At 71.9% G+C, this 13795-nt stretch carries 10 protein-coding genes; 4 read left to right on the top strand and 6 right to left on the bottom strand.

All coding sequences use genetic code 11. The annotated features are described in order from the left end of the window. Positions 1-131: 131 nt before the first annotated feature. Complete coding sequence (clpB, locus tag ACIP4Z_RS08075; RefSeq protein WP_401305894.1) at positions 132-2747, bottom strand: ATP-dependent chaperone ClpB; 2616 nt, start codon at positions 2745-2747, stop codon at positions 132-134. Between the two features lie 365 nt (positions 2748-3112). On the opposite strand from clpB, the gene ACIP4Z_RS08070 reads away from it, so the two are divergent. The 3 genes from ACIP4Z_RS08070 to ACIP4Z_RS08060 all read left to right on the top strand — a co-directional run bounded on the left by ACIP4Z_RS08070 (position 3113) and on the right by ACIP4Z_RS08060 (position 6794). After that, positions 3113-4381, top strand: coding sequence for a cytochrome P450 (locus ACIP4Z_RS08070; RefSeq protein ID WP_401305892.1), 1269 nt, complete (start codon positions 3113-3115; stop codon positions 4379-4381). Positions 4382-4529: 148 nt separating this feature from the next. Continuing rightward, positions 4530-4934, top strand: coding sequence for a TIGR03618 family F420-dependent PPOX class oxidoreductase (locus ACIP4Z_RS08065; RefSeq protein ID WP_355346252.1), 405 nt, complete (start codon positions 4530-4532; stop codon positions 4932-4934). Between the two features lie 213 nt (positions 4935-5147). Then, positions 5148-6794 (top strand): phosphodiester glycosidase family protein, encoded by a 1647-nt coding sequence (locus ACIP4Z_RS08060; RefSeq protein WP_401305889.1) that lies wholly within the window; start codon positions 5148-5150, stop codon positions 6792-6794. A 106-nt stretch (positions 6795-6900) separates the two neighbouring features. Here ACIP4Z_RS08060 and ACIP4Z_RS08055 read toward each other — a convergent pair whose 3' ends face one another. From ACIP4Z_RS08055 to ACIP4Z_RS08035, 5 genes are all read right to left on the bottom strand, one after another. Beyond that, positions 6901-7368, bottom strand: a complete 468-nt coding sequence (locus tag ACIP4Z_RS08055; RefSeq protein WP_391041587.1) for a heat shock protein transcriptional repressor HspR — start codon at positions 7366-7368, stop codon at positions 6901-6903. Positions 7369-7373: 5 nt separating this feature from the next. Further along, complete coding sequence (gene dnaJ / locus ACIP4Z_RS08050) at positions 7374-8573, bottom strand: molecular chaperone DnaJ (RefSeq protein ID WP_355346258.1); 1200 nt, start codon at positions 8571-8573, stop codon at positions 7374-7376. Positions 8574-8654: 81 nt separating this feature from the next. After that, complete coding sequence (gene grpE, locus ACIP4Z_RS08045) at positions 8655-9326, bottom strand: nucleotide exchange factor GrpE (RefSeq protein ID WP_355346261.1); 672 nt, start codon at positions 9324-9326, stop codon at positions 8655-8657. Then, positions 9323-11200, bottom strand: coding sequence for a molecular chaperone DnaK (dnaK, locus tag ACIP4Z_RS08040; RefSeq protein WP_355346264.1), 1878 nt, complete (start codon positions 11198-11200; stop codon positions 9323-9325). Before dnaK ends, grpE begins: the two co-directional genes overlap by 4 nt. Positions 11201-11370: 170 nt before the next feature. After that, on the bottom strand, positions 11371-12255 hold the full coding sequence (locus tag ACIP4Z_RS08035; protein ID WP_401305886.1) for an LCP family protein: 885 nt from the start codon (positions 12253-12255) through the stop codon (positions 11371-11373). 126 nt (positions 12256-12381) lie between these two features. Between ACIP4Z_RS08035 and ACIP4Z_RS08030 the strand changes: the two genes are divergently transcribed. Then, the gene (locus ACIP4Z_RS08030) at positions 12382-13620 is read left to right on the top strand and encodes a nucleotide sugar dehydrogenase (protein ID WP_391041592.1); all 1239 of its coding nucleotides are present in this window, start codon (positions 12382-12384) and stop codon (positions 13618-13620) included. The last annotated feature ends 175 nt before the right edge of the window (positions 13621-13795 follow it).

Below are 13795 nucleotides of genomic sequence, written 5' to 3'. Positions count from 1 at the left end.
GCGTTGGGCGTACCGCCGGGGGCCCGCCGGTGAAAGGCGTCACCACCCGCCGGTGAAGGGCGTCACCGCCCGCCCGCGAAGGGGGTCACCACCTGCCCCCGAAGGGCGTCACCACCTGCCCGTCGGGCACCTCATTTGCTGAGGTCGGGCCCCGTCGTCGGCCCCACGATCAGGCCGTCGGCCGCCCGGTCCACCCGTACGTTCTGCCCGTCGATCACCTCGCCCGACAGGATCGCGCGGGCCAGCGGGTCGCCGATCGCGGTCTGCACGAGGCGGCGCAGCGGCCGGGCGCCGTACGCCGGGTCGTTGCCCTCCTCGGCGAGCCAGTCGAGGGCGCCGTCGGTGACTTCGAGGGTGAGGCGGCGGTCGCGCAGCCGGTCCGCGAGCCGGTCGGTCTGGAGCCGGGCGATCTGCCGCAGCTCGGTCGGGTCGAGCGCGGAGAAGACCACGGTGTCGTCCAGCCGGTTCAGGAACTCCGGCTTGAAGGACGCGCGGACCGTCTCCAGCACCCGCTCCTTCTTCTGCGCCGGGTCCAGCGCCGGGTCGACCAGGTAGTGGCTGCCCAGGTTGGAGGTGAGGATCAGGATGACGTTGCGGAAGTCGACCGTACGGCCCTGCCCGTCGGTCAGCCGTCCGTCGTCCAGCACCTGGAGCAGGATGTCGAAGACCTCGGGGTGCGCCTTCTCCACCTCGTCCAGCAGCACGACGCTGTACGGGCGGCGCCGTACCGCCTCGGTGAGCTGGCCGCCCTCCTCGTACCCGACGTAGCCGGGAGGCGCGCCGACCAGCCGGGCGACCGAGTGCTTCTCGCCGTACTCGCTCATGTCGATCCGGACCATGGCCCGCTCGTCGTCGAAGAGGAAGTCGGCGAGCGCCTTGGCCAGCTCGGTCTTGCCGACGCCGGTGGGGCCGAGGAAGAGGAAGGAGCCGGTGGGGCGGTCGGGGTCGGCGATGCCGGAGCGCGAGCGGCGTACGGCGTCGGAGACGGCGCGTACGGCCTCGGTCTGGCCGATCAGCCGCTTGCCCAGCTCCTCCTCCATGCGCAGCAGCTTCTGCGTCTCGCCCTCCAGCAGGCGGCCCGCGGGGATGCCGGTCCAGGCGGCGACGACGTCGGCGATGTCGTCGGGGCCGACCTCCTCCTTGACCATGTTCGTCGAGGGACCCTGGGCCGCGGCCTCTTCCTCCTCCCTGGTGGCCTCCTCCAGCTCGGCCTCCAGCTTGGGCTTCTCGGCGTAGAGCAGCTTGGACGCGGTCTCGAAGTCGCCGTCGCGCTGGGCGCGTTCGATCCGCGTACCGATGTCGTCCAGCCGCTCCTTCAGCTCACCGACCCGGTTGAGGCCCTGCTTCTCCTTCTCCCAGCGCGCGTTGAGCCCGCGCAGCTCCTCCTCGCGGTCGGCGAGGTCCTTGCGGAGCTTTTCCAGCCGCTGTACGGAGCCGGGGTCTGTCTCGTTCTTGAGCGCCATCTCCTCCATGCGCAGCCGGTCCACGGCCCGCTGGAGCTCGTCGATCTCGACGGGCGAGGAGTCGATCTCCATGCGCAGCCGGGACGCGGCCTCGTCCACCAGGTCGATGGCCTTGTCGGGCAGGAAGCGGGAGGTGATGTAGCGGTCGGAGAGGGTGGCGGCGGCGACCAGCGCGGAGTCGGCGATCTGCACCTTGTGGTGCGCCTCGTAGCGGCCCTTGAGGCCGCGCAGGATCGCCACGGTGTCCTCGACGGACGGCTCGGCGACCAGCACCTGCTGGAAGCGGCGCTCCAGCGCCGGGTCCTTCTCGATCCGCTCGCGGTACTCGTCCAGCGTCGTCGCGCCGACCATCCGCAGCTCGCCGCGGGCCAGCATCGGCTTGAGCATGTTGCCCGCGTCCATGGCGGAGTCGCCGCCCGCGCCCGCGCCGACGACGGTGTGCAGCTCATCGATGAAGGTGATGACCTGGCCGTCGCTGTCCTTGATCTCGGCCAGGACGGACTTCAGCCGCTCCTCGAACTCGCCGCGGTACTTCGCGCCCGCGACCATCGCGCCGAGGTCGAGCGAGACCAGCCGCTTGTCGCGCAGCGACTCGGGCACGTCGCCCTTGACGATCCGCTGGGCCAGGCCCTCGACGACGGCGGTCTTGCCGACGCCGGGCTCGCCGATCAGCACCGGATTGTTCTTCGTACGGCGGGACAGCACCTGGACGACGCGGCGGATCTCCTGATCGCGGCCGATCACCGGGTCGAGCTTGCCCTCGCGGGCGGCGGCGGTGAAGTCGGTGCCGTACTTCTCCAGGGCTTTGTACGTGCCCTCGGGGTCCTGGGTGGTCACGCGCTGCCCTCCGCGGGCGGTCTCGAAGGCGTCGAGCAGGCTCTTGGCCTTGGCGCCCTGGGCGGCGAGCAGCTCACCGGCGGGTCCGCCCTTGACGGCGGTCCCGATCAGCAGGTGCTCGGTGGACAAGTAGGCGTCGCCCAGCTCCTTGGCGCGTTGCGAGGCGTCCGCGATGACGGCCAGCAGGTCGCGGTTGGCCTGCGGGGGCGCGACGGTGGAGCCCTGCACCTTCGGCAGAGCCGCGACCAGCCGCTCCGCGCCCGCCCGCAGCGTATCGGGGTTGGCGCCGGTGGCGGCCAGCAGGTCGAGGATGTTCTCGTTGTCCGTGCCGCTCAACAGGGCGAGCAGCAGATGCGCGGGCGTCAGGTCCGGGTTGCCCTCGGAGACGGCCCGGGTGTTGGCGGCGTTCAGCGCTTCCCGGCTCTTGTTGGTCAGCTCGGCGTCCACTGGCGTCGGCTCCTCCTCTTGATCGACGTGTCCGATGCTCCGATGCGATCGGCGTAAACCTGCCTTGAGCAACATAAGGCAAGTTGAGTCTATTCCACTCAAGGTGACTTTGGGGCGACTTCGGGAACGGTCACACGGAGTCGGGAACGGGGCGGAGAGTCCGTGCGCCGGACCCCGCGGCGAGCAGATGTGTTTTTGTATGAACGTTGAGTAAATCCCGGCGGCGGTGCGACAATGCCTGCTTCAACTCCGCTGGAAGGCAGCGGAGTTGGGGTCCGCTCCAGCCGTTTTGGCCGCATCTGCGCTTGTCCGTACGGCCGCATGTCCGCTTGACTCCTCCATACCCGCCGTCCGTGAGGACTCCCATGAGCGACGCGCACTCCATGGACCCGACCGGCGCCGCGCTGCACGCGGACGCCGCCGCACTGCGCGAGGCGGGGGCCGTCTGCCCCGTGACACTGCCGGACGGCGTCCCCGGGATGATCGTCTCCCGTTACCAGGAGCTGCGCGATTTCTTGGCCGACCCCAAGGTGGCCAAGAACGCCGCGCACTTCGCCGCCCTCCAGCGGGGCGAGGTCCCCGAACAGTGGCAGCTCAACGCCTTCGCGCTGGTCAACGGCATGACGACGGCGGACGGCGACGACCACAGGCGGCTGCGCGGCCTGGCCACCAAGGCGTTCACCCCGCGCCGGGTGGCCGCGATGCGCCCCCGGATCGAGGCGCAGGCCGCCGAGCTGCTGGCCGCGCTCCCCGGCCGCGCGGACGCCGACGGCGTGGTCGACCTGCGCGAGTGCTACGCCTATCCGCTGCCGATGGGCGTGATCTGCGAGCTGCTGGGCATCGCCCCCGCCCACCGGGACCGGCTGCACGCCCTCAGCCGCCTGATCGTCAGCACCAGCAGCTCCGCGGCCGACGCGATGGCCGCGCAGCGCGAGACGTACGCGATCCTCGGCCAGGTCGTCGCGGAGCGGCGCGCGGCACCCGGCGACGACCTGACGAGCGCGCTGATCGCGGCGCGCGGCGAGGAGAGCGGTGACGGCGACGGCTCGGGCGGCTCCCGCGACGGCTCCCGCGCTGCCTCCGGCGGGCGCCTCAGTGACGCCGAGCTGACCGGCACCCTGCTGCTGATGATCGTCGCCGGGCACGAGACGACCCTCAATCTGATCGTCAACGCGGTACGCGCCCTGTGCGGCCACCCCGACCAGCTCGCGCTCGTGCTGGCGGGCGAGGTGTCCTGGGACGCGGTGGTCGAGGAGACGCTGCGCTGGGACGGCCCGGTGGCGAATTTCCCGTTCCGCTACCCGATCACCGATCTGGTGGTTGACGGCACCTCTGTGCCGCGTGGTACAGCCGTCCTCGCCGGATACGCCGCCGCCGGACGCGACCCGCGCGAGTACGGCCCCGACGCCGACCGCTTCGACATCACCCGCCCCGCCAACCGGCACCTCGCCTTCGGCCACGGCAGCCACTACTGCCTGGGCGCGCCGTTGGCCCGCCTCGAAGCGGTGATCGCCCTGCGCGGCCTGTACGCCGCGTACCCCGGCCTCGCCCTCGCCGTCCCCGACGCCGAACTCCCGCCGCTGCCGGGCTTCGTGGGCAACAGCACCGCCGCGCTCCCGGTCCGCCTGACCTGACCCGTACGAGCCCGCGCCTGACCCGTACGAGCCCGCGCCTGACCTGTACGAGCCCGCGCCTGACCTGTACGAGCCCGCGCCCGGCCCGTACGAGCCCGAGGCCGCCCCCTGCGCACCCGCCCGCGCGCCTCCGCGTACCGTCCCGTCCATGGCATCCGATCCCCGCTCCCCCGCACCCGGCTACCTCGCCTTCTGGCGCGAGCGGCACCTGTGCACCCTCACCACCCCGCGCCCCGACGGCTCCCCGCACGTCGTCCCGGTCGGCGTCACGTACGACCCCGAGGCGGGGCTCGCCCGCGTCATCGCCAACGGCAGGAGCACCAAGGCCCTGAACGTCCTGGCGGCGGGCCCCGGCGGCGCGCGGGTCGCGGTCTGCCAGGTCGAGCGGCGGATCTGGGCCACCCTCGAAGGCGTGGCCACCGTCTCCGCCGACCCGGACCGCGTCGCCGAGGCCGTGCGCCGCTACACCGAGCGCTACGGCCGCACCCCCTCCCCCAACCCGGACCGCGTCGTGATCGAGATCGCCCTGACCCGGGCGATGGGCAACGCGTGAGGGGGTATCACGGCACGCCGTCGGCGTAACGCCCACAACACGCGTAACAGCCGCAACGCCCGTACGGCGTACGGCGGATGACGGCATTCGTCGGCTGTTCGCCCGGAACTCACCCCCACAAGGCGGGGTCTTCGCGTAGGACGGCTCTCATCGGGCGCGGAAGCCGCCCGCCCGCAGTCGTCAGCCGTCAGCCGTCGTACGTGAGGGGTCTTCATGGAGCACACCAAGGGTGCCGCGCGGGTACGCGTCCGCACCGTCGTGGCCGCCGTCGCCGTACTCGCCGCCGTCGTACCGCTCGCCCTCGACTCGACGGCCCAGGCCGCCGTGCCCGGTCACGGGCCGGACCCCTCGGCTGCCACCGGCCACCGCAACCCCGTCTCGTCGCGGTGGACGACACGGGACCTCGCCCCCGGCCTCCAGGTCCGCACCGGGACGATCCGGCGCGCGGACGCGGCGCCGTCCTGGACCGTCACCGTCCAGCGGCCGGCCACCAGCAGGCTGACCGGCGCGCCGACCGGGCTCGAAGTGAGCGACAGGGCGTGGGCGGACGACACGGCGGCGCGGCTGCGCGCGGCGGGCTTCGCGCCGCGCGTCGAGACCGTCCAGTGGCCCGCCTACAGCGACACCCCGCACGGCACGATGGGCCTGCGGGTACGGATCGGCGGGTACGCCACGCAGGCCGCCGCCACGGCCGCCGCGCAGCCCGTCACCGCGGCGGGCTTCCTCACCGCCGTCGAGTGGACCGGCTACGACGCCGACCAGCCCGCCGACGTGCAGAACATCCACATCGCGACCGTGGACCCGCGCGTGTTCCGCGGCACGGTCGCGGGCACCCACGACGGCGACGTCGCGCGCCGTGAGACCCCGTCGTCGGTCGCCAGGAAGCTGGGCTCCCTGGTCGCCGTCAACGGCGGCTTCTTCGTCATCACCAACGCCGGCGGCATCCAGGGCACCCAGTCGGGACTCGGCGCCTACGACGGGCGGCTGGAGTCGATGTCGGCCGGCGCGCGCGCCGCCCTGGTGCTCGCCGACGGCGGGCGGCACTTCCGTATCGCCGACCTGAACAGCACGGCCACCGCCCGCGCGGGCGGCGCGTCCTACGCCGTGCAGGGCGTCAACCGGCTTCCCGGCACGGTCCGCGACTGCGGGCGCCCCGGCGGCACCCCGAGCGAGCTGCCCTGGCAGGACGTCACCTGCTACGAGAAGGACGACTTGGTGGTGTTCACCCCCGCCTTCGGCGCCGCCCTGCCCACCGGCACCGGCGTCCAGGCCGTGCTCGACGCCCGGGGCGACGTGGTGTCCGTCGGCGCGCGCGGCGGCCGGGTCCCCGCCGACGGCTCGGTGCTCCAGGGCATCGGCTCGGCCGCCGACTGGCTGACCGCGTACGCCCGTACGGGTGAGCGCGTATCGGTCGGGACGACCATCCGGGACACCGCGGGCGAGGTCCTCGCCCTCGGCCCCGACGACAGCCTCGTCAGCGCCGCCCCCACCCTCGTCCAGGACGGCCGGATCGCCGTGGACGCCGCCGCCGAGGGCGTCGTCGACCCGCTCGACCTGTCCTTCGGCTACGTCTGGGCCAACGGCCGCCAGCCCCGCACCCTGGCCGGGATCGACGACCGGGGCCGCCTGCTGCTGGTCACCGTCGACGGCCGCCAGACCGGCGGCGGCAGCGAGGGCTTCACGCTTATGGAGGCCGCCGCCTTCATGCGCTCCCTGGGCGCCGTCCAGGCCCTCAACCTCGACGGCGGCGGCTCCACCACCTTCGCCGTCGACGGCACCCTCGCCAACAACCCCTCGGACGCGACGGGCGAGCGCGCCGTGGGCGACTCCGTCCAGGTCGTCCCGGCCGCGCTCCACTGACCGGCGCCGCCGACCGGACGCACGACGACGGACGGTCCGTCTCCCCCGCGTGGGGAAGACGGACCGTCCGTCGTAAGGAGCCCTGGGCCGTACGGGTGAGCGGGCGTCAGCCGTCGCGCTTGGGCCGCCAGACCACCAGCGCGCTGGTGTGCTGGACGTCCTGGTAGGGAACCAGGTCGCGGCGGTACGAGGCGTGCACGGCGGCCTCGCGCTGCTGGATGACGGCGGCGGCGCCCTCGACGGCGGCGGAGAGTTCGGCCACGCGCGCCTGGAGGGCGGCGACCTGGTTCTCCAGCTCGATGATCCGCTTGATGCCCGCGAGGTTGATGCCCTCGTCCTGCGAGAGCCGCTGCACCTCGCGGAGCTGCTCGATGTCACGGGTGGAGTAGCGACGGCCGCGCCCGGCGGTACGGTCGGGCGAGACCAGCCCGAGGCGGTCGTACTGACGCAGGGTCTGCGGGTGCAGCCCGGACAGCTCGGCCGCCACCGAGATGACGTAGACCGGGGACTCCTCGGTCAGTTGGTAGGGATTACGGCCGCGCGGGCCTCTCATACCGCTTCCGTCGACGCTCATTCAGGTCACGCTCCCTTTGCGGCCTTGAACAGCTCCGCCCGCGGGTCGTGCCCCGCGGTCGCTTCCCGGTAGGACTCCAGCGCGTCCAGCGCCTTGCCCTCGGTCTTCTCCGGCACCGCCACCTCGATGGTGACGAGCAGATCGCCCCGTGAACCGTCCTTGCGCATGGCGCCCTTGCCGCGGGCGCGCAGCGTACGGCCGTTCGGCGTACCGGCCGGAAGCTTGAGGGTGACCGGCGGGCCGCCCAGGGTGGGCACCTTGATCTCGCCGCCGAGCGCCGCCTCGGCGAAGGTCACCGGCACGGTGACCGTGAGATTGGACTCGCGGCGCCCGAAGACCGGGTGCGCTCCGACGTGCACGACCACGTACAGGTCGCCGCCGGGGCCGCCGCGCTCGCCGGGCGCGCCCTTGCCGCGCAGCCGGATCCGCTGCCCGTCGGTGACACCGGCCGGGATACGGACCTGCATGGTGCGCGAGGAACGGGCCCGCCCGCTGCCCTTGCAGACGTCGCAAGGGGTCTCGGCGATCAGGCCGCGGCCCTTGCAGTCCACGCACGGGTCGGTGAGCGAGAAGCCGCCACCGCCGCCGCGCGAGACCTGCCCGGTGCCGACGCAGGTCGGGCACACCCGGGGCGTGCCGTTCTTGTCGCCGGTGCCGGAGCACGCCTTGCAGGGCGCCTGCGAGGACATCCGCAGCGGGACCGTGGCCCCGTCGACCGCCTCGGTGAAGCTCAGCGTCACCTCGGACTCGATGTCCTGGCCGCGGCGCGGCTGCACCCGCGTGCCCGCGCCGCCCCGGTTGAACAGACCGCCGAAGACGTCGCCCAGGCCGCCGCCGAAGCCACCGCCCTGCCCGCCGGTGGTCTGCCCGCCGGGCTGGCCGCCCGTGCCGCCGAACAGGTCGCCGAGGTCGAAGTTGAAGCCGCCGGCGCCGCCCGCGCCGGGACCGGGGCGGAAGCCGCCGTTCCCGAACAGCGCGCGGCCCTCGTCGTACTCCTTGCGACGCTTGGCGTCGGACAGCACGTCGTTGGCCTCGGAGATCTCCTTGAAGCGCTCCTCGGCCTTCGCGTCGCCCTTGTTGGCGTCCGGGTGGAACTCGCGGGCGAGCTTCCGGTACGCCTTCTTGATCTCGGCGTCCGTGGCGTCCTTGGGCACGCCGAGGACCTTGTACAGGTCCTTCTCCAACAGGTCCCTACTGACGCTCATCCCCGACGTCCCTCCTCTCCACCACTTCCAGGCGCGCCGCCGGTGACCGGCACACTCCTACGCCCACTTACTTCTACGCCGTCAGCCCTCGTCCGGGCCACCGGTCTCCTCTTCGTCGGCCTTCTTCTCCGCCGCCGACTCGTCCTTGCCCTGGCTGCCCGGCTGCGGTTCGGCGACCGCGACCCTGGCGGGCCGCAGATTGCGCTCCCCGATGCGGTACCCGGGCTGGAGGATCTGCACGCATGTGGTCTGCGTGACATCCGGCGAATAGCTGTGCATCAGGGCCTCGTGCACCAGCGGGTCGAAGGGCTCGCCCTCCTTGCCGAACTGTTGCAGCCCCAGCTTCGCCGCCACCGTCTCCAGCGACTCGGCGACCGACTTGAAGCCGCCGACCAGCTCGCCGTGTTCCCGCGCCCGGCCGATGTCGTCGAGCACCGGGAGCAGTTCGGTGAGCAGATTGGCGACCGCGACCTCCTTGACGGCGACCCGGTCCCGCTCCACCCTGCGGCGGTAGTTCTGATACTCGGCCTGGAGCCGCTGGAGGTCCGCGGTGCGCTCGTTGAGCGCGGTGCGCACCTGGTCCAGCTGTGCCCGCAGGGCCGTCAGCTCCTTCGCGTCCCCGTCCGGGGCCGGGGCCGCCGGGCCCGCCTCATCGGCGGACCCGGCGGCCTTCGCGGCGGCGTCCGGCTGCTCCTCGCCGGCCTCTGAAGGGACGTCGGGCTCCGACTCGAAGCCCTTCGGCTCCTCCGTCACGCGGCACCGTCCCTCTTGTTGGCGTTCTCGTCGTCGACGATCTCGGCGTCGACCACGTCGTCGTCCGCGGCGGCGTCGGCCTGACCGTCGGAGGGGGCGTCGGCGGTCGCGCTGCCGGAGGCGCCGTCGGTCTGCGCGTACAGCGCCTGGCCCAGCTTCTGGCTGGTGGCCGCGACCTTCTCGGTGGCCTCGCGGATCGCGGCGGTGTTGCCGTCGTCCGTCGACTCGTTCTTCAGCTTCTCCTTGAGGTCCGCGACCGCGGTCTCGACCTCGGACCTGACGTCCTCGGGGAGCTTGTCCTTGTTGTCCGCGATGAACTTCTCGGTCTGGTAGACGAGCTGCTCACCCTGGTTGCGGGTCTCGGCGGACTCGCGGCGCTTGTGGTCCTCGTCCGCGTACTGCTCGGCCTCCTGGCGCATGCGGTCGACCTCGTCCTTGGGCAGCGAGGAGCCGCCGGTGACGGTCATCCGCTGCTCCTTGCCGGTGCCGAGGTCCTTCGCGCCGACGTGCATGATGCCGTTGGCGTCGATGTCGAAGGTGACCTCGATCTGCGGCATCCCGCGGGGGGCGGGCGGCAGGCCGGTCAGCTCGAACATGCCGAGCTTCTTGTTGTACGCCGCGATCTCGCGCTCGCCCTGGTAGACCTGGATCTGGACCGACGGCTGGTTGTCCTCGGCCGTGGTGAAGATCTCGGAGCGCTTGGTCGGGATGGTCGTGTTGCGCTCGATCAGCTTGGTCATGATGCCGCCCTTGGTCTCGATACCGAGGGACAGCGGGGTGACGTCGAGCAGCAGGACGTCCTTGACCTCGCCCTTGAGCACACCGGCCTGGAGGGACGCGCCGATGGCGACGACCTCGTCCGGGTTGACGCCCTTGTTGGCGTCCTTGCCGCCGGTCAGCTCGCGCACCAGCTCCGCGACGGCGGGCATACGCGTCGAGCCGCCGACCAGGACGACGTGGTCGATCTCCGAGAGCTGGATCCCGGCGTCCTTGATGACGTTGTGGAACGGCGTCTTGCAGCGCTCCAGCAGGTCGGTGGTGAGCTGCTGGAACTGGGCGCGGGTGAGCTTCTCGTCCAGGTGCAGCGGGCCCTCGGCGGACGCCGTGATGTACGGCAGGTTGATCGAGGTCTCGGTGGACGAGGACAGCTCGATCTTCGCCTTCTCCGCCGCCTCGCGCAGGCGCTGGAGGGCCATCTTGTCCTTGCCCAGGTCCACGCCGTGGCCGGACTGGAACTGCTTCACCAGGTAGTCGACGACGCGCTGGTCCCAGTCGTCACCACCGAGGTGGTTGTCGCCGTTGGTGGCCTTCACCTCGACGACGCCGTCGCCGATCTCCAGCAGCGAGACGTCGAAGGTGCCGCCACCGAGGTCGAAGACCAGGATGGTCTGGTCGTCCTTGTCGAGGCCGTAGGCCAGCGCGGCGGCGGTCGGCTCGTTGACGATGCGCAGCACGTTGAGGCCCGCGATCTCACCGGCCTCCTTGGTGGCCTGGCGCTCGGAGTCGTTGAAGTACGCGGGGACGGTGATCACCGCGTCGGTGACCTTCTCGCCCAGGTACGACTCCGCGTCCCGCTTGAGCTTCTGCAGGATGAAGGCGCTCATCTGCTGCGGGTTGAAGTCCTTGCCGTCCAGGTTGATCTTCCAGTCGGTGCCCATGTGGCGCTTGACCGACCGGACGGTCCTGTCGACGTTGGTGACAGCCTGGCGCTTGGCGACCTCGCCGACGAGCACCTCGCCGTTCTTGGCGAAGGCGACGACGGACGGCGTGGTCCTGGCGCCCTCTGCGTTGGTGATGACGGTGGGCTCGCCGCCTTCGAGAACGCTGACGACGGAATTAGTCGTGCCCAGGTCGATGCCGACCGCACGTGCCATGGTGAAATCCTCCTGCTGACTTGAGTGGAACTGACTCAAGACTGCACGACCCGGGATCTTCTGTCAACAGATGTGAGTCGACCTCACTCAACTTATCTCTGCTTTATGTGCGCAGGGTGGATGTTCTCACAGGTCGGACGGGGTGCGGCGAGGTGCGGCGAGGTGCCGCGTCAGCGGCTTGGAGAGGCCGGCACCGGGCGGTCCGCGCGCAGCGCCGCCAGCAGCGGACCGGACTCGGCCGGCCGGGCCGTCAGCGTACGGAAGGCGAGGGCGCCGTCCGGCACCTTGCGCAGGCTTCCCGCCAGTTCGTACAGCGCGGGCAGCGTACTGAGTCCGGGATCGGCCGTGAGGGACGAGGTGGCCGTGTCGACCAGGCCGAAGAACCGGGCCGGATGGCGCAGCGTGTCCGCCCCGCGCGCCTCACGGGTCAGCGTACGCAACAGCTCGCGGCGGCGCTCACCGGTGTGGGCGCCGACCGCGGCCTCGATCCGGTCGAACCCGGCGAGGTCCACCACCATGTGGTGGTCGACGCGGATGCCGCTGAGCCGTTCGAAGGCGCGGATCGAGCAGGCCGCCCCGCCGCCGCTGAAGGCGCGGCCGAAGGGTTCGTACGCGGCCGGGCTCGTACCGCCGTCCGGGCGGGGACAGCTCGGCACGCCGACCTTCAGGGAGCGCGGTACGCCGACGGCGGCGGCGTGGCGGCGGTCGGCGGACAGGTGCAGCAGGACGGCGGCGTCGGAGGTGTCCTCACCCGGGGGCGCGCCGGAGCCCGGGCCGCGCTCGGCGTTCTGGCCGCCGTGGGCTCCGCTGCCGCTCGGGGCGCCCTGGCCGCTCGGGCCGCCCTGGCCGCTTTCGGAGCCCAGCATCAGGATGTTGCGCGCCTGCGGCACCAGCGCGCGGGGCCGCTCCTTCGCGTACCGGGCGAGCACCTTCTCCGCGGCCCGGTCGGTGTGGATGTTGCCGCTGAACTTCCGGTAGGACGCCCAGCCCAGACCCGCCGTCACCACGAGGAGGAGCCCGGCGCCGATCGCGACCCAGCGCAGCACGGCCCGCATGCCCGCCTCCTCCCGCGTGATCGTGGCGCCTCGTCCGTCATGGCCCGCTCGCGCGGTGGCCCGACATCCGATGAACTTAATGTCGCCTTTGCCATACTTGTCACGATTAGAGCTAATTTAAGCGTCATGGAACCCACCGAAGACAGCCGGCACGTCGTCGTCGTAGGCCAGGGCCAGGTCGGGCTGCCGCTGGCACTGCGGGCGGCGGAGGCCGGTTTCACGGTCACCGGGATCGACATCGACGAACAGCTGGTCAAACGGCTGACGGCCGGGGACTCCCGCGTCGGCGACGTCCCCGCGGAGCGGCTGGCCGAGGCCCTCGCCTCCGGCCGCTATCGGGCCAGTACGGACTACGCCGACGCCCGCGACTTCGACGTCTGCGTGATCACCGTCCCCGTACCGGTCCACGACGGCGTCCCCGACCGCGGCGCGATCGTGGACGCGGGCCGGGCCGTGGCCCCGCACCTGCGCCCGCGCGCCACCGTCGTCCTGGAGTCCACGACCGCGCCCGGCACCACCGAGGAGCTGCTGCGGCCGGTCCTGGAGGAGATCAGCGGCCTGACCGCGGGCAGCGCCTTCCACCTGGGTTACAGCCCCGGGCGCACCGACCCCGGCAACCCCCGGTGGCGGCTGGAGAACACCCCCAAGGTCGTCTCCGGTGTGAACGTACGATCGCTCCTCGCCGTCGACGGCTTCTACTCCCGAATCGTGCGCAATACGGTGCCGGTTTCGTCGCCGCGCACCGCCGAGCTGACCAAGCTCATCGAGGACGCCTTCCGCCAGGTGAACATCGCCCTGGTCAACGAACTGGCCACCGTCACCGGGCCGATGGGCACCGACATCCGCGAGGCGATCGACGCGGCGGCCACCAAGCCGTACGGCTTCCTGCCCTTCCACCCCGGCCCCGGCGTCGGCGGTCACCGGCTGCCGGTCCCCCGCGGTCTGCTGCGTTTCGCGGCGCTCGCCGAGGAGATCAACGGGCTGATGCCCACCCAGGTAGTGGACAGGATCGCGGCGGGCCTCGACGCCAGGCAGCGGCCGGTCGAGGGAAGCCGCGTCCTTCTGCTGGGTCTCGCTTATAAACGCGACAGCGGCGACCTTCGCGAATCGCCCGCGCTCGCCATCGCGGCCGGGCTGACGGCGCTCGGCGCCCGGGTGCGCGCGGTCGAGCCGTACGCGGACCCGGCCCGGCTGCCCGCCGACCTGCTGTGCGTGGAGCTGACCGAGGAGGAGGCCGCGGCGGCGGACGTGGTGGTCGTCGCGACCGACCACGACGTCTTCGACTACACGATGGTCGCGCGGGCGGCGACGTACGTCTTCGACACGCGGAACCGGTGCCGGGGTGAGAGCGTGGAGCGGCTCTGAGCCGGTCACGGCAGGGCGCGACAGGCCGCACCGCGACGCAGATCACGAGTTGCACGGCTGTATGCGCCCGCGGATCGCGGGTAATCTCAGCGGAGACCGGATTAAGTTACCGCTTAGTACGACCTTGCTCGTACGACTCGTACGGGACCTTGCTCGTACGACTCGTCCGACTCGT

Origin of the sequence: Streptomyces sp. NPDC088910 (assembly GCF_044749865.1) — a bacterium.
Classification (GTDB): Bacteria; Actinomycetota; Actinomycetes; order Streptomycetales; family Streptomycetaceae; genus Actinacidiphila.
This window is presented reverse-complemented; position numbering and strand designations above follow the sequence as displayed.

Bases quoted from the DNA above. Each gene is read 5' to 3' on its own strand.
- ACIP4Z_RS08065 (WP_355346252.1), top strand. From the start codon at position 4,530: ATGGCATCCGATCCCCGCTCCCCCGCACCCGGCTACCTCGCCTTCTGG.
- ACIP4Z_RS08030 (WP_391041592.1), top strand. From the start codon at position 12,382: ATGGAACCCACCGAAGACAGCCGGCACGTCGTCGTCGTAGGCCAGGGC.
- ACIP4Z_RS08035 (WP_401305886.1), bottom strand. From the start codon at position 12,255: ATGCGGGCCGTGCTGCGCTGGGTCGCGATCGGCGCCGGGCTCCTCCTC.
- ACIP4Z_RS08055 (WP_391041587.1), bottom strand. From the start codon at position 7,368: ATGAGCGTCGACGGAAGCGGTATGAGAGGCCCGCGCGGCCGTAATCCC.
- dnaK (WP_355346264.1), bottom strand. From the start codon at position 11,200: ATGGCACGTGCGGTCGGCATCGACCTGGGCACGACTAATTCCGTCGTC.
- ACIP4Z_RS08070 (WP_401305892.1), top strand. From the start codon at position 3,113: ATGAGCGACGCGCACTCCATGGACCCGACCGGCGCCGCGCTGCACGCG.
- ACIP4Z_RS08060 (WP_401305889.1), top strand. From the start codon at position 5,148: ATGGAGCACACCAAGGGTGCCGCGCGGGTACGCGTCCGCACCGTCGTG.
- dnaJ (WP_355346258.1), bottom strand. From the start codon at position 8,573: ATGAGCGTCAGTAGGGACCTGTTGGAGAAGGACCTGTACAAGGTCCTC.